This window comes from Nocardioides sp. JQ2195, assembly GCF_012272695.1.
Taxonomy (GTDB): domain Bacteria; phylum Actinomycetota; class Actinomycetes; order Propionibacteriales; family Nocardioidaceae; genus Nocardioides.
In genome coordinates, this window is sequence record NZ_CP050902.1 from 2,258,651 (window position 1) to 2,274,414 (window position 15,764).

Sequence of the window (15,764 nt, forward strand, 5' to 3'; positions counted from 1 at the left end):
TCGGGGGGAGTCGCCCCGGAATGTCTCAGGAGGTGGTGCGGATCGTCTCGCGCTGGCGCCAGGCGTCGCGGAAGAACTCGTAGCCCGACCAGAGCGTCATCGCCACGGCACCGGCGAGCAGGACGTGGGAGACGTAGTAGAGGACGTCGCCGGGCACGTCGAGGGCTCCGTCGATCTGGCGGAACGGCAGGCACAGTCCCGACAGGGCGACCGCCTGGAGGACGGTCTTGATCTTGCCGCTCTGGGCGGCCGCGATCACGACGTTCTTCATGATCGAGAGGCGCAGCAGGGTGACGCTCCACTCTCGCAGCAGCACCAGGATGGTGACCCACCACCAGACGTCTCCCACGATCGAGAGCCCGATGAACGCCATCCCGGTGATCGCCTTGTCGGCGATCGGGTCGGCGATCTTGCCGAAGTCGGTGACCAGGTTGCGGGCACGGGCGATGTCCCCGTCGATCTTGTCGGTGATCATGGCGGCCGCGAACAGTGCGAACGCCACCAGGCGCCACGTGATCGAGTCGCCGCCGTCGTGCAGCAGGGCCCATCCGAAGAACGGCACCATCAGGATGCGCAGCGTGGTCAGCGCATTGGGCACGTTGAAGTTGCTGGGCTTGGCCGAGGTCTCGGTCATCGGATGCCTTCCGTGCTGGCGATCAGGTCGACGCCGTCGGTGCCGACGACCGTGGCGCGCACGACGTCACCCACGGCCACGTCGTCGAGTCCTTCGACCACGGTGGTTCCGTCCACCTCGGGGCCCTGGTGCTCGGCCCGGCCCTCGGCAACCCCGTCGACCAGTGCCTCGATGAGCACGTCGACCTGCTCGCCGATGCGTTCCTCCGCGCGCTGGGCGTTGAGCTCCTCGACCAGGCTGAGCACGTGCTCGGTGCGTTCGTGGACCTCGTCGGGATCGACCTTGTCGGCGTACGTCTCGGCCTCGGTGCCGTCCTCGTCGGAGTAGCCGAAGACACCCGTCACGTCGAGGCGTGCCTCGGTCAGGAAGTCGCACAGGGTCTCGAGGTCGTCCTCGGTCTCGCCGGGGAAGCCGACGATCACGTTGGAGCGGATGCCGGCCGTCGGCGCGATCGAACGGATCTGGGACAACAGGCCCAGGAAGCTCTCAGGGTCACCGAAGCGGCGCATGCGACGCAGCACCGAGGCGGACGCGTGCTGGAAGGACAGGTCGAAGTAGGGCACCACGCCCGGAGTGTCGGCGATCGCCTCGATGAGGCCGGGCCGTGTCTCGGCCGGCTGGAGGTAGGAGACCCGCACCCGCTCGATGCCCTCGACGGCCGCGAGCTCGGGGAGCATCGTCTCGAGCAGCCTCAGGTCACCGAGGTCCTTGCCGTAGGAGGTGGAGTTCTCGCTGACCAGGAAGACTTCCTTGACTCCTTGGGTGGCCAGCCACTGTGCCTCCTGGATGACGTCGCTCGGACGACGGGAGACGAAGGAGCCCCGGAAGCTCGGGATGGCGCAGAACGAGCAGCGCCGGTCGCAGCCGCTGGCCAGCTTGAGGGGCGCCATCGGGCCGCCCTCCAGTCGGCGGCGCATCGCGCGCGGCCCGGAGGCGGGCGCGATCCCCTCACCCAGGTCGGGCGCGTCCGTGGGGACGGCACCGTGGCCGGGGACGCTGACCGAGCCCGCGTCCCGCTCGACCGGGGAGATCGGCAGCAGCTTGCGGCGATCGCTCGGGGTGTGTGCCTGGTGGGACTCGCCCGCGACGATCGAGCGCAGCCGCGCGGCGATGTCGGGATAGTCGTCGAACCCGAGGATCGCGTCGGCCTCGGGCAGCGAATCGGCGAGGTCCTTGCCGTAGCGCTCGGCCATGCAGCCGACCGCCACCACGGCCTGGGTCCTGCCCTCTGCCTTCAGGTCGGCCGCCTGCAGGATGGTGTCGACCGAGTCCTTCTTGGCCGCCTCGACGAAGCCACAGGTGTTCACCACCACGGTGTCGGCGGACTCCGGGTCGTCGACCAGACGGAAGCCGTCGGCCTCGAGCCGGCCGGCGAGCTCCTCGGAGTCGACCTCGTTGCGGGAACATCCAAGGGTCACCATCGCCACGGACAGCAGTCCGTCGGCGGGGCGTGAAGGTGAAGTCGTCATGGTTGCCTCCGAGTATGCCGTCTCCCCAGCAACTTCTGCTCATCCACCGCCGGGTGGCAGCGCAGGTGGTGACCGCAATCACCTGCGCGGCAGGTCAGAGCCCCAGCAGGCGGACGGCGTCCTCGCGCATCTCCACCTTGCGCACCTTGCCCGTCACCGTCATCGGGAACTCGTCGACGACCTGCACGTAGCGTGGGATCTTGTAGTGGGCGAGCTTCCCGGCACAGAAGCCACGCAGCGCCTCCGCGTCGATCTCGGCGGCTCCCTCCCGCATCCGCAGCCAGGCCATCAGCTCCTCGCCGTACTTCTCGTCCGGCACACCGATCACCTGCGCGTCGAGGATGTCGGGGTGGGTGTAGAGGAACTCCTCGATCTCACGGGGGTAGATGTTCTCCCCGCCGCGGATCACCATGTCCTTGATGCGGCCCGTGATCGAGACGTTGCCCTCGTCGTCCATCACCCCGATGTCTCCCGTGTGCATCCAGCCGTCCACGAGGACCTCGTCGGTCTTCTCGGGGTCCTCCCAGTAGCCGAGCATCACCGAGTAGCCCTTGGTCTGGAACTCCCCCGGCACGCCACGTGGGGCGACCTCACCGGTCATCGGGTCGACCACCCGGATCTCGAGGTGCGGGCCGACACTCCCCACGGTGGCCACCTTGACCTCGAACGCGTCGGCGGGGCGGGTCTGGGTGGACACCGGGGACGTCTCCGTCATGCCGTAGCAGATGGTCATGTCCACCACTCCGGCATCCAGCACCTTGCGCATCATCTCCGCTGGGCACGGGGAGCCGGCCATGATGCCGGTGCGCAGCGTGCTGATGTCGTAGGTCGCGAAGTCGGGCAGGGACCACATCGCGATGAACATGGTGGGTACGCCGTAGAGGCTGGTGCACTTCTCGGCATCGACCGCGCGCAACGTGACCTCGGGGTCGAAGCCGGGTGCCGGGATCACCATGGCCGCACCGTGGGTGGTGGCTGCCAGGTTGCCCATCACCATGCCGAAGCAGTGGTAGAAGGGCACCGGGATGCAGATCCGGTCGACCTCGGTGTAGCCGCAGCCCTCACCCACGAAGTAGCCGTTGTTGAGGATGTTGCGGTGGCTCAGCGTGGCGCCCTTGGGGAAGCCGGTGGTGCCCGAGGTGTACTGGATGTTGATGGCGTCGTCGGGGGACAGCGTCGCCTGCACCTCCGTGACGCGGGTCTGGTCGATCTCGCCCGCTCCGGCCACGAGGTCGTCCCACGATGACTGCCCGATCACCACCACCCGCGACAGCGTCGGGCAGTCGGGACGAACCTCGTCGATCATCGCCGGGTAGTCGCTGGTCTTGAACGACTCGGCGACCACCATGGTGGCGATGCCCGCCTGGTTGATGACGTAGGCGACCTCGTGGGTCCGGTAGGCCGGGTTGACGTTGACCAGGATCGCGCCGATCTTGGCGGTGGCGAACTGCACCAGCGTCCACTCCGCGCAGTTGGGAGCCCAGATCCCGACCCGGTCGCCGACGCCCACCCCCGCCGCCAGCAGGCCGCGGGCCAGGGTCTCGACCTCGGCGCCGAACTCGGCATAGGTCCAGCGACGACCAGTGGCGAAGTCGATGACGGCCTCGCGGTCACCGTGCGCGGAGACGGTGGCGTCGAAGTTGTCGCCGATGGTCTGCTCGAGCAGGGGTACGTCGGTCGGGCCGGAGGTGTGGCTGGGTGCTGGGTGGGTGTCATGAGTCACATCGGCCAGTGTGCCGCAAACCGTCCCTCCGGCGAAGGACCCCCACGCACGTGACGCCTCTCCACGACGAAGGGCCAGCGCCGGGTGCGATGGCATCCGGAGCTGGCCCCTCGGTCGTCTGGGCCGCTAGTCGGTCACGCGGTAGGTCTTCTGGGTCTTCTTGCCGTCGGCGCCCAGTGAGCCCTGGTCGGACCCGTTGACCTGCACGTCGATCGCTCCCCCGTCGTCGGCATGGACCTGGAACGGCGGCAGCACGTCGATGCGGTGCACGTCGCCGTAGGTCACGTCGGCGTCGAAGACGACCTTGTCCTTGGCGTCACGGATCACCAGGTGGGTCTCGCCGTCTGCGGTCACCTTCACGGTGACGCTCTCGACCGCGGGGGCACTCTGGTTGGGTCCGTCCGATCCGTTCAGGATCGGCGCCGGGCTCTGCAGCTCCACCGGCGTGTCCATCACCAGGCGCGCGATCGACCAGGCCAGCACCAACGTCATGATCGCGGCGATCAGCACCGACCAGTTGGGGCCGCCCCGGGTCGAGCGGATGCCGCCGCTGGAGCCGGTGGCCAGCTCGGCCTCGAAGACGCGTCGAGGGTTGATCGGGGCATCGGCGTAGCGCTCGTCGTACGCCTTGAGCAGTGGCGCCGCGTCGAGGCCCAGCACACGAGCCAGGGTCCGCAGGTGGCCACGCGCGTAGAAGTCGCCGCCGCAGGGCACGAAGTCGTCGACCTCGATGGACTCGATCACGTGGGGCCGGATGCGGGTGCGCTCGGCGAGCGTGTCGACGCTCAGGCCGATGCGGGTGCGCGCGGCGAGGAGATCGGGACCGATCACCGGATCGGCAGCCGGCTCCGCGGCCAGGTCGTCGATGACCAGTGGCTCGACGTTGTGCTTCACGGTGGCGATGGGACGGACCCGGTCGCCCCAGGTCGTGGTGTCCTCCACCAGAGGGATGCTGCCCTGGCGACGCAGCTCGCGCCCTTCCGGCAGGTCATCAGGGATCCGGTTGCCAGCGCTGTCACGGGCGGTCGCGCCGTCGGCGAACAGGTTGCTGTGGATCTCGATGCGCGACGCCGGGGTGATGTCGCGCAACGGGCTCGGGGTGGCACTGGCCACCAGGGGCTGGGTCCGCTCGGTGTCGTCGGCTGCCTCGGCCACGGCGGCGTCGGACTCGTCGTCACGACGCGAGATGCGCGCGGCAAGCCCTGCCTTCCAGGCGCCGAGCGTGCCCTGCAGGCGAGTGCCGAGCGGCTCCCGGTCGTCGTCCCGGTCGTCCTCGACCCCGTCTTCGTCACGGTCCTCGTCACGGTCCTCGTCACGGTCACGGCCGTCCCGGTCGTCGAGGCCGTCCGCCGGGTCGTCGTCCTCGTCGAGGTGCTCGTCGTAGTGCTCGTCCTGGTCGCGGGACGCGGGCATCGACAGCATGCGGGGCAACGCGAAGGTCGCGCGCGGTTCGTCGCCGTCGTCGAGGTCCTCAGCGGCATCGACTGCGACATCCGTCCGGGGCTCGATAATCCGGGTGGCTCCGCCGGCCAGCTCGCGCAGGGCGGTGGTCAGGTCCTCGGACAGCCCGGGGACTCGGGTCGACAGGCCCAGCGGCACGGCGAACGGCGAGCCGTAGAGCGTCTCCGACAGGCGACCCTGCCGACGCCCGGAGGCATCGAGCTCGTCACGCACGCGGTCGGGGTTGTGCGGCACCAGGACGACCTTGCCGTCACGCAGGAGCCCACGACGCGGCGTGTGCTCGACCGCGGCGAGTGCTCCCCAGGGCAGTCCTTGCCAGGCGCGACCGAGACGGAGCCGCACACCCTGCGCGTCAGCGACCATCAGCGGGGTGCGGGCGTCGAGGAAGGCGTGCAACCACGTGGCTCCGATGGCGCCGAGCACCACGAAGAGGGTCCAGTCCAAGACGTGACCACTCTGGACGGCTCGACCCAGGTAGGCGATCGCGACGCCCGAGGCCACCGCCCCGATCAGTGCGGCAAGCCCGCCGTTGCGTCGGACCTCGACGACGTCGGGGGCCGCACCGAGCACGCTGCCCGTGGTCTCGTCATGGCCGGTCTCGACCTGCTCTGCTGCGCTCACGCTTCCCCCTCCAAGGTGGCAATGACTCCGTCGAGCTCATCTGGCTTGACCAACACGTCTCGGGCCTTCGAACCCTCGCTGGGGCCGACGACGCCCCTGCTCTCCATGATGTCCATCAGTCGACCTGCCTTGGCGAAGCCGACGCGCAGCTTGCGCTGCAGCATGGAGGTCGATCCGAACTGGGTCGAGACCACCAGCTCGATGGCCTGGACCACGAGGTCGAGGTCGTCGCCGATGTCGTCGTCGAGGTCTCGCTTGGACTGGGCGGGCGCGGTGACGTCCTCGCGGTACGTCGGCGCGAGCTGCTCCTTCACGTGCGAGACCACCTGGGCGATCTCGGCCTCGGTGACCCAGGAGCCCTGCACACGAGCGGCCTTGCTGGCGCCCATCGGCAGGAACAGCCCGTCACCCTGCCCGACCAGCTTCTCGGCACCCGGCTGGTCGAGGATGACCCGGCTGTCGGCCAACGACGACGTCGCGAACGCGAGCCGCGACGGCACGTTGGCCTTGATCAGCCCGGTGACCACGTCGACGCTCGGGCGCTGCGTGGCGAGGATCAGGTGGATGCCGGCCGCTCGGGCCAGCTGGGTGATGCGGACCACCGCATCCTCGACGTCGCGCGGCGCCACCATCATCAGGTCGGCCAGCTCGTCGACGACCACCAACAGGTAGGGGTAGGGCGAGAGCGTGCGCTCGCTGCCCAGCGGGAGCTCGACCTTGCCGGCCCGCACCGCCTTGTTGAAGTCGTCGACGTGGCGGAAGCCGAAGTTGGCCAGGTCGTCGTAGCGCATGTCCATCTCGCGCACGACCCACTGCAGCGCCTCGGCAGCCTTCTTCGGGTTGGTGATGATCGGCGTGATCAGGTGGGGCACACCTTCGTAGGCGTTCAGCTCGACCCGCTTGGGGTCGACCATGATCATCCGCACCTCGTCGGGCGTCGCCCGCATCAGCACGGAGGTGATCATCGAGTTGATGAACGACGACTTCCCGGAGCCGGTGGCACCGGCGACCAGCAGGTGGGGCATCTTGGCGAGGTTGGCGACCACGAAGCCGCCCTCCACGTCCTTGCCGATGCCGGTGATCATCGGGTGGTGGTCGTTGCGGGCCACGTTGCTGCGCAGCACGTCGCCCAGCGAGACGATCTCCTTGTCGGTGTTGGGGATCTCGACACCGACGGCGGACTTGCCCGGGATCGGGCTGAGGATCCGCACGTCGGCACTGGCCACTGCGTAGGCGATGTTCTTCTGGATGTTGGTGATCTTCTCGACCTTGACACCCGGGCCGAGCTCGACCACGTAGCGGGTGACCGTCGGACCGCGCGTGTAGCCGGTGACCCGCGCATCGATGTTGAACTCGTCGAGCACCGTGGTGAGCCGTTCGACGATCTCGTCGGAGGCCTTGGACTTCGCCTTGTGCACCGAACCGGGCTTCAGCACATCGCTGGACGGCAGCGAGTAGGTGACGTCACCGGAGAGGGCGAGCTGCTCGACGCGGGCCGGCAGCTGGGAGTGCGGCGGGGGCTCGAGCTCCGCGCGCTCGGCGACCGTGGTCTCGGCGACGGGCGTCGGGGCGTCGACGGCCTCGCCCGCCGCGTTCTCCTCGGCGACGTCGATCGCGTCGGCCTTGCGACGACGCTTCTTGACCTCGCGGTCCTCGAGGACCGGCGAGTCGTAGGCGGGGTCGCCCATGTCGGGATCGATCTCGTCGTCGACGGCCTTCTTGCCACGTCGGCCGCGCAACGACTGGGTGGCTTCCTCGTCGTCGGGCTCCGGCACGGCACGACCGAGCAACCAGTCACGCTTCTCGGCCAGCTTCACCGGGATCTGGTAGACCGGCGTGGCCGCGATGACGAGGATGCCGAAGACCGCCAGCAGGGCCAGCAGGGGCACCACGACGTACGGCGAGCGCAACAGGTCGAGCAGCAGGCTCGAGATGACGTAGCCGACCGCACCGCCGGCCTGCTGGAGCGCCTCGGTGTCGCCGCGGACGGGGCGTGGACTCCCGTTGGCGATGTGCACGATGCCGAGGACGCCGAAGGACAGCGTGACCCAGCCGATGGCCTGTCGGCCGGCCGGCCCGTTCTGCTCCGGGTCGCGCATGTTGCGCCAGCCGATGTAGACGAGGCCGAGCGGGACGAACCAGGCGAGCTTGCCGACGGAGCCGGCGACCATGGTCCGGAAGAAGTCCATCACTCCCCCCGGCAGCTGCCACCAGACCGCGGCGGCCACCACGAACGCCAGCCCGTAGAGGAACAGGGCCGCACCGTCGCGACGCTGCTCGGGGTCGATGTCGCGGGCGCTCCGGCCGATCGAGCGTGCGGTCGCGCCGATGGCATGGGCGACGCCCAGCCACACGGCCGCGAGGGCACTGCCGATCGCCACGAAGGCGCGCAGAATCGGGCCAGGTCCATTGCGTACGGCGCGGGGGGCCGGGCGCTTCGCCGGGGACGGCTTGCGCTTCGGCGTCGGCTTTCGCTTGGCCTGGCTGCCTGTACTCCGAGTTCGGGTGCTCGAGCCGGCCTTTGCAGACGTGCTCTTGCTCCGCGAACCCGGCGGGGAAGACGTACGGGTCGCCATGCTCAGGACTCTAGGCGATCGTCACTCCAGTCACACGGACCACACGTTGCGTGTCGCGCTCGAGTGCCGTTTCCGACGCCCCATCCACGCAAACCGGACGAAACGCCCCGACGGAGAATTCGCGGTGACCAACCCGTTACCGGAAATCTTCATTGTGACCTAGACCACCAAGACCGAAACTTCTAGTGTGACCCGAGTCACGGCACACCCCCGTCGTGGCAACCAGGAAATTGAAAATGGAGGGCACCATCGTGAAGTTCCTCAGGCAGGGCATAGCCCTGGCCGTGGTGGGAGCAGGCCTCGCCGCCGTTCCCGCCCTCAATGCGAGCGCCGCTCCGGCGCCAGCCAAGCAGGACGACAAGTCCTTGGTGCAGGAGATGCGCAACCAAGCCGACCGCAACCCGGCGATCAGCACCGAGGACGCCACCGGGAAGGTCGGCTTCGTGCGGGCCCCGCGCGGCGCCGACCTGATGCCGGGCAACAGCGCCTCCCCCGCAGCCAAGGCAGACGCCTACCTCGACAAGTACGCCGAGGCGTTCGGCGCCGACAGCGGCCAGCTGGTCCGCGACAGCGTCGCCAAGAACAACCTCGGCACGAGCATCAGCTACGTCCAGACCTACAAGGACGTTCCCGTCTTCGGCACCCTGGTCCGTGCCTTCGTCGACAAGCAGGGCAACCTGACGCGGGTGAACGGTGAGGCCGTTCCGGACCTGAAGCTCTCGGTGACCCCCAAGATCACTGAGGCCGACGCCGGCAAGCGGGCGGTCACCCTGGTCAAGGCCCAGCCGCCGACGACCGACGGCAAGTCCGACACCACGGGCGTCAAGGCGAAGACCACCGAGCTGGTCGTCTACCGCCACGGCCTGGTCCAGGGCATCGAGGGCGACAGCGAGCTGGCCTACCAGGTGGAGGTCACGAACGAGAAGAACGTGCGCGACATGGTCTTCCTCAGCGCCAACACCGGCAAGATCGTCAACCGCTACTCGATGATCGACAACGCCCTCCACCGCGAGCTCTACGAGGCCGACGAGGACCGCAACCTCACGCTGGTCTGGGAAGAGGGCGACCCGCTGCTTCCGGACCCCGAGGCCACGGTCAACGCGGACCAGGACTCCATGGTCAAGTCGACCGGTGAGGCCTACTGGTTCTTCAAGAACGGGTGGGGCCGCGACTCGTTCGACGGCGAGGGCGCCCCGATGTACACGATCAACAACGACCCCGCCATCCAGTGCCCCAACGCCAACTGGAACGGTGTCACCACCAACTACTGCGACGGCGTCTCCTCCGACGACGTCGTGGCGCACGAGTGGGGCCACGCCTACACCGAGTACACCCACGGCCTGATCTACCAGTGGCAGTCGGGTGCCCTCAACGAGGGCTACTCCGACATCTGGGGTGAGACCGTCGACCTGATCAACAACCGGCTCGACGAGGGCGAGGGCGACCTCTCCAAGAAGCGCACCGTGGGCATGTGCTCGACGCACTCCCTCGCAAACCCGCTGGTCACGATCAACTCGCCGGCCTCGATCGCCAAGGACTGCCTCACCGGCGGTTACATGGGCCCGGTGCTGGACGCTCCGATCACCTCCGACGTGGTCATCCCGACCGACGCCGTCGAAGAGGGCGGCACGGCCACCGATGGTTGCTCGACGTACGACGACGCGGCTGCGGTCGCCGGCAAGATCGTCATGGTCGACCGTGGTCTCTGCACCTTTGTGGAGAAGGCCGAGGTCGCCCGCGACGCAGGCGCTGCCGCGCTGATCATCGGCAACCGCGACGACAGCCCGATCAGCTTCAGCAGCCCTGACACCACGTTGCCGCCGACGGCATCGATCGGCCTGACCGACCGTGAGGCGATTCGCGCAGCGGTGGCCTCGGGCACCCCGGTGAACCTGACGATCAAGGATGCCAGCGGCACCCGTGAGGACTCCTTCCGCTGGTTGATCGGAGAGAAGAGCGCGGCCTTCGGCGGTGCGATCCGCGACATGTGGAACCCCACCTGCTACGGCGACCCGGGCAAGGTCTCGGACGCCGAGTACAAGTGCTCGACCGACGACAACGGCGGTGTGCACGGCAACTCCGGCGTGGTCAACCACGGCTACGCGCTGCTCGTCGACGGTGGCACCTACAACGATGTCGCCGTCAAGGGCATCGGCCTCGACAAGGCAGCGGCCATCTACTACCAGGCGATGACCGTCTACCAGACGCCGGTGAGCAACTTCACCGACCACGCCAACTCGCTCGAGGCCTCCTGTGCCGACCTGACCAACAAGGCCATCAAGAAGCTCTCGACCCGCGAGGACGACTCCAAGGTCAACTACGACAAGATCACCGCCGACGACTGCGCACAGGTCGCCGCGATGACCCAGGCCGTGGAGTTCCGTCTGGACCCGACCGAGGAGTGCGGATGGCAGCCGCTGCTCGCCCCGAACGCCCCCTCGGCGTGCGGTGAGGACTTCGCCACCGACGAGGTCTTCTCCGAGGACTTCGAGAGCGGCATGGACAACTGGACGCTCTCCCAGGAGAGCGTCTTCGGCGGAGCCCCGGATCCGGCTGACTGGCACACCACCTCGGACTACCGCGGTGACCACACCAGCTCGGTGGCGATGGGCAACGCGCCCGACCAGGGCGACTGCTCCGGCACCGCGACCGACATCTCGAGCGCGAACTTCATGACCAGTGGTGACATCGTGGTCCCCGCGGACGCCTCGGCGCCCCGGATGACCTTCGAGCACTACATCGCGACCGAGGTCGGCTACGACGGCGGCAACGTGCGACTCAGCGTCAACGGTGGCGAGTTCGCTCCCATCGCCCCGGAGGCCTTCACCTTCAACGCTCCGGGCCAGCTCGCCACCGCGGCCGAGCAGAGCACCAACCCGCTCGAGGGCCAGCCGGGCTTCTCGGGCACCGACCCGGGCACGCCGTACGGCAGCTGGGGCGAGTCGCAGGTCGACCTGGCCGCTGCAGGTGTCGCCCCCGGTGACACCATCCAGATCCAGTTCGCCATCGGTCGCGACGGCTGTGGTGGTGTCGACGGTTGGTACGTCGACAACGTCAAGGTGCTCGACTGTGTCGAGAAGGTCACGGCCACGGTCAAGGCCACGCCGAAGCCGAAGAAGATCAAGCGGAACAAGGCGAGCAAGGTGACCGTCAAGGTGACCGCGCCCGACACCGCCGTGACCGGCAAGGTGACCATCACCAAGGGCAAGAAGGTCGTCGGCAAGGCGACGCTCGCCGACGGCACCGCTGTGATCAAGGTGAAGGGCAAGAAGTTGAAGATCGGCAAGAACAACCTGGTCGCCAACTACTCCGGATCCGACACGATCAAGGCTGGCAAGGACAAGTTCGTCATCAGGGTCGTCCGTCGATGACCTGGAGCTGACGAAGCACGGCACGTCGGAGGCCCCGTCCGGACTCGTCCGGGCGGGGTCTCCTGTCATGTCCACCGCCCGGGCCCTTCTCCCGATCGTTCATGTCGCCGGCCATGCGCTTCGTTGGACGAGTGCCGGCGAGGAGCGAGCCGGTGCATCGAGACTGACGCGGCGTACCCCTCGTTCGTCGAGCAGGTCGCCAGCCGGCCGCATCGAGACGCATCACGCAGTGATCGGCGACGCACGCTCGAGACCCGACGACGGCCTCAGAACCGTTTCCTGGCCGAGGCTGAAACGACCTCCCACCGTTGGTCGATCAGTGCCTTGCGCTTGGCGCGGCTCCAGTTCTGCAGCTGCTTCTCGCGTGCGAAGGCGACCCCGACGTTCTCGTGCTCCTCGAACCAGACCAGCCGAACCGGCAGTCTCCGCCTCGTGTGGTCGGCACCTTTCCCGACTCGGTGCTGTTCCATCCGCTGCTCGAGGTCGCGGGTGCTCCCGACGTAGAACGATCCGTCGGCGCACTCCAGCATGTACGTGAAAGCCACACCCGAGGATCGGCCCCAGACACCGAAGCGGACAAGGGCACTCTGCTGGCCTGTGGACAAAGGTCTCGATACGGGCGCACAGCGCCCTGGTCGACCAACGAACAAGCCGCGCCCAACGAAGACCTCGCTGGTCGAGTGCCGGCGAGGAACGAGCCGGTGTATCGAGACCCACGGACCCACGGACCAGGTCTCGATACGGGCGCAGAGCGCCCTACTCGACCAACGAAGTGAGGCGCGCCCTGGTCGACCAACGAAGTGGGCGCCCAACAAGAAGCTCGCTGGTCGAGTGCCGGCGAGGAACGAGCCGGTGTATCGAGACCCACGGGCCCACGCACCAGGTCTCGATACGGGCGCAGAGCGCCCTACTCGACCAACGAAGTGAGGCGCGCCCTGGTCGACAACGAAGTGGGGCGCGCCCTGGTCGACCAACGAAGTGAGGCGCGCCCTGCGCGACCAACGAAGTGGGGCGCGCCCTGGTCGACCAACGGACAGGAGGGCGGGTCAGGCGAGCGCGGCCAGCCAGGGCACCACGACGAAGGCAGTCGGGGCCACGATCACCGAGCCGGCGAGCAGGATGAGCAGCGCCGCCTGGACCGGGTGGTCGTCCCCGTCGAGCAGGCGGACCCGGTCGACGAGTGCCACACCCGCGGCACCCAGCGCGGCCTGCGGCGCACGCCCCTCAGCCAAGGTGACCAGGGCCCGCGCCAGCGGCAGCGGCCCCGAGACCCGCGTGGCGGCGCGATCGGCCAGCACCTCGGCGAGCAGCTGCACCTCCCCCAGCGCAGCCTCGCTCGACACCCAGCGCGGGAACGCCCGGTGCAGCACGCTGAAGGCTTCGAGCACCAGGTCGTGACGCGCCCGCAGGTGCGCCCGTTCGTGGGCCAGGACTGCCTCGATCTCCACGTCGCTCAACCGCTGCAGGGCGCCGGCCGAGACCACCACGCGCGCCCCCTGCATGCCCGGCACGCAGTAGGCCACCGGCACGTCGTGCTCGAGCACCTGCGCACCGGGGCCGTCGTAGGACAGCAGGTCGAGCTGCTCGCGGTGGCGCCGGCGCAGCGTCCTCAACGTGGTGCCGACACGGTGGCCGCTGAGCGCCAGCCGACCGACGACCATGGAGGTCAGCGCCAGCGCGACGCCGGCGATGGCCCAGCCCAGTGGGTCCGGCGCCCGCCGCCACGCGTGGTCGGTGACCAAGGACAGCCCGGTGCCCACCGCTGCCAGCACGGCTCCGAGCGCGACGCTCTGCCACAACAGCATGGCGGCTCGCGGCGTACGGCGCAGGCGGGGCAGGCGGGCCATCAGGGACGGCACCGGCCCGGCGAGCAGCACGGCGAGCACGCCGAGGACGAGGGTGGTCATCGGATCAGGAGTCGGGACCGGTCAGGTCCGCCAGTGCCTGCTTGAGCGCGGCGATGTCGTCGGCGCTGGCGTCCTCGACGAAGGCCACCAGGGCTGACTCCCGACTGTCGCGTCCGAAGTCGCTGAGCGTCTCGCGCATCAGGTCGGCGGTCATCGTGCCGCGGCTCGCGGCAGCACGGTAGAGGTAGGCCCGGCCGTCCCGCTCCTGGTGGACCACGGCCTTCTTGGCCAGCCGGTCCAGCACCGTCATCACGGTCGTGTAGGCGATGTCGCGGGTCTCGGCCAGCTGCGCGTGCACCTCACGTACCGTCCACGCCTTGTCGTCGGGCGGCGACCACAGCACCTCCATCACGGCGCGTTCGAGGTCGCCCAGTCGACTGGACGGACGCGCTGACCGGCGACTCGACCCGCGACCGGGCTGGCGGGACGTCGAGCGGGACTTCGGGGCTGCCATGCGGTCGATTGTACCTACGCTTCCTCGTCGTACTACGCTCGGTCGTATCTACTACTCGTTGTCGTAGACAACCTCCACCGGGAGCCGCTCATGGACGTCGTCGAAATTGCCCGCTGGCAATTCGGAATCATCACCGTCTATCACTTCCTCTTCGTTCCGATCACCATCGGATTGTCGGCGATCATCGCGATCTTCGAGACCATGTGGATCCGCACCGGAAACCCGGTCTACCTGCGCCTCACCAAGTTCTTCGGCAAGCTGTTCCTGATCAACTTCGCCATCGGGCTGGTCACCGGCATCGTCCAGGAGTTCCAGTTCGGGATGAACTGGTCGGACTACTCCCGCTTCGTGGGCGACGTGTTCGGCTCGTTCCTGGCCATCGAGGGCCTGCTCGCCTTCTTCCTCGAGTCGACCTTCCTCGGCCTGTGGATCTTCGGCTGGGACAAGCTGCCCCGCTGGCTGCACGCCGGCTGCATGTGGCTGGTGCACATCGGCACCCTGCTGTCGTCGTACTTCATCCTCGCCGCCAACTCGTGGATGCAGCACCCGGTGGGCCACTCCTACAACCCGGAGACCGGGCGCGCCGAGCTCACCGACTTCTGGGCGGTGATGTTCAACAAGGTGCAGGTGGTCGCCTTCCCGCACGTGGTCACCGCCTGCTACCTCACCGGCGGCGCCTTCGTCCTCGGCGTCTCGGCCTGGCTCCACCTGCGCAAGCGCACCAAGGACGAGGACCGGCCGATGTATCTCACCGGCGTCCGGATCAGCGCCTGGATCGTGCTGGTCGCCGGACTCGGCACCGCGATCACGGGCGACCTCCAGGGCAAGGTGATGACCGAGGTCCAGCCGATGAAGATGGCTGCCGCGGAGGGCCTCTACGAGACCTCCGAGTCGTGCGCACCCTTCTCCGTCTTCACTGTCGGCACACCCGACGGACGCCACGAGAAGTTCGCGGTGACGGTCCCCTGCCTGCTCTCGTTCCTGGGCACCGGCACCTTCGACGGCAAGGTCGAGGGCATCAACCCGTTGCGCGAGAAGTACGCCGAGGAGTACGGCACCGATCCGGGTGCCGCCTACTACCACCCGACCGACTACGTCCCGGTGATCCCGGTGACCTACTGGTCGTTCCGCTTCATGATCGGACTCGGCATGGGTGCGGCGGCCGGCGCGGCCCTGCTGCTCTGGGGCCTGCGCGGAGGTCGTCGCCCCCAGGCCAGGTGGTGGTCGTGGCTCGCCCTGTCCCTGCCGTTCGCTGCCGTCTTCGCCAACTCCTTCGGCTGGATCTTCACCGAGATGGGTCGACAACCCTGGGTGGTCTACGGCCTGATGACCGTCGACAACGCGGTGTCCCCCGGGGTCTCGGTCGGCGAGGCGCTCACCTCGCTCCTCGTGCTGACCGGCCTGTACGCCGTGCTGGCGGTGATCGAGTTCGGCCTGCTGGTCAAGTACGTCAAGGCCGGCGCCGAACCGTTCGTGGAACCGCCTGACCCGTCGCTGAGCTCCTCGGACGACGCCGACGACGCCCCGCTGACCTTCGCCTACTAGGAG

General features: G+C 68.4%; 10 protein-coding genes. 2 read left to right on the top strand and 8 right to left on the bottom strand.

Annotated elements, in window-relative coordinates; all coding sequences use genetic code 11:
- Positions 1 to 25: 25 nt before the first annotated feature.
- The 5 genes from pgsA to ncot_RS10755 form a co-directional block, all read right to left on the bottom strand.
- A complete protein-coding gene (pgsA, locus tag ncot_RS10735) occupies positions 26 to 634 on the bottom strand; it encodes a CDP-diacylglycerol--glycerol-3-phosphate 3-phosphatidyltransferase (protein ID WP_168617596.1) in 609 nt (202 codons plus the stop codon).
- Complete coding sequence (rimO, locus tag ncot_RS10740; protein ID WP_168617597.1) at positions 631 to 2,103, bottom strand: 30S ribosomal protein S12 methylthiotransferase RimO; 1,473 nt, start codon at positions 2,101 to 2,103, stop codon at positions 631 to 633. Before rimO ends, pgsA begins: the two co-directional genes overlap by 4 nt.
- Before the next feature lie 94 nt (positions 2,104 to 2,197).
- Positions 2,198 to 3,826: an AMP-binding protein gene (locus ncot_RS10745; protein ID WP_240937864.1), complete on the bottom strand. Its 1,629-nt coding sequence runs from the start codon at positions 3,824 to 3,826 to the stop codon at positions 2,198 to 2,200.
- A 126-nt stretch (positions 3,827 to 3,952) separates the two neighbouring features.
- Positions 3,953 to 5,908: a RodZ domain-containing protein gene (locus tag ncot_RS10750; protein WP_168617599.1), complete on the bottom strand. Its 1,956-nt coding sequence runs from the start codon at positions 5,906 to 5,908 to the stop codon at positions 3,953 to 3,955.
- Entirely contained in the window at positions 5,905 to 8,484 is a 2,580-nt protein-coding gene (locus ncot_RS10755) for a DNA translocase FtsK (protein WP_168617600.1), read from the bottom strand. Before ncot_RS10755 ends, ncot_RS10750 begins: the two co-directional genes overlap by 4 nt.
- Before the next feature lie 236 nt (positions 8,485 to 8,720).
- Here ncot_RS10755 and ncot_RS19820 point away from each other — a divergent pair, with 236 nt between their 5' ends.
- A complete protein-coding gene (locus ncot_RS19820) occupies positions 8,721 to 11,855 on the top strand; it encodes a M4 family metallopeptidase (RefSeq protein WP_168617601.1) in 3,135 nt (1,044 codons plus the stop codon).
- 266 nt (positions 11,856 to 12,121) lie between these two features.
- On the opposite strand, the gene ncot_RS10765 is transcribed toward ncot_RS19820, so the two are convergent.
- From ncot_RS10765 to ncot_RS10775, 3 genes are all read right to left on the bottom strand, one after another.
- Positions 12,122 to 12,400, bottom strand: a complete 279-nt coding sequence (locus ncot_RS10765) for a GIY-YIG nuclease family protein (RefSeq protein WP_206064940.1) — start codon at positions 12,398 to 12,400, stop codon at positions 12,122 to 12,124.
- A gap of 501 nt (positions 12,401 to 12,901) precedes the next feature.
- Entirely contained in the window at positions 12,902 to 13,762 is an 861-nt protein-coding gene (locus tag ncot_RS10770; protein WP_168617602.1) for a M56 family metallopeptidase, read from the bottom strand.
- Positions 13,763 to 13,766: 4 nt separating this feature from the next.
- Positions 13,767 to 14,216, bottom strand: a complete 450-nt coding sequence (locus ncot_RS10775) for a BlaI/MecI/CopY family transcriptional regulator (protein WP_168617603.1) — start codon at positions 14,214 to 14,216, stop codon at positions 13,767 to 13,769.
- A gap of 90 nt (positions 14,217 to 14,306) precedes the next feature.
- Here ncot_RS10775 and ncot_RS10780 point away from each other — a divergent pair, with 90 nt between their 5' ends.
- Complete coding sequence (locus ncot_RS10780; RefSeq protein ID WP_168617604.1) at positions 14,307 to 15,761, top strand: cytochrome ubiquinol oxidase subunit I; 1,455 nt, start codon at positions 14,307 to 14,309, stop codon at positions 15,759 to 15,761.
- Positions 15,762 to 15,764 lie beyond the last annotated feature (3 nt).

Coding starts and splice junctions, on each gene's coding strand:
- ncot_RS10780 (WP_168617604.1), top strand. CDS start 14,307: ATGGACGTCGTCGAAATTGCCCGCTGGCAATTCGGAATCATCACCGTC.
- pgsA (WP_168617596.1), bottom strand. CDS start 634: ATGACCGAGACCTCGGCCAAGCCCAGCAACTTCAACGTGCCCAATGCG.
- rimO (WP_168617597.1), bottom strand. CDS start 2,103: ATGACGACTTCACCTTCACGCCCCGCCGACGGACTGCTGTCCGTGGCG.
- ncot_RS10755 (WP_168617600.1), bottom strand. CDS start 8,484: ATGGCGACCCGTACGTCTTCCCCGCCGGGTTCGCGGAGCAAGAGCACG.
- ncot_RS19820 (WP_168617601.1), top strand. CDS start 8,721: ATGGAGGGCACCATCGTGAAGTTCCTCAGGCAGGGCATAGCCCTGGCC.
- ncot_RS10770 (WP_168617602.1), bottom strand. CDS start 13,762: ATGACCACCCTCGTCCTCGGCGTGCTCGCCGTGCTGCTCGCCGGGCCG.
- ncot_RS10775 (WP_168617603.1), bottom strand. CDS start 14,216: ATGGCAGCCCCGAAGTCCCGCTCGACGTCCCGCCAGCCCGGTCGCGGG.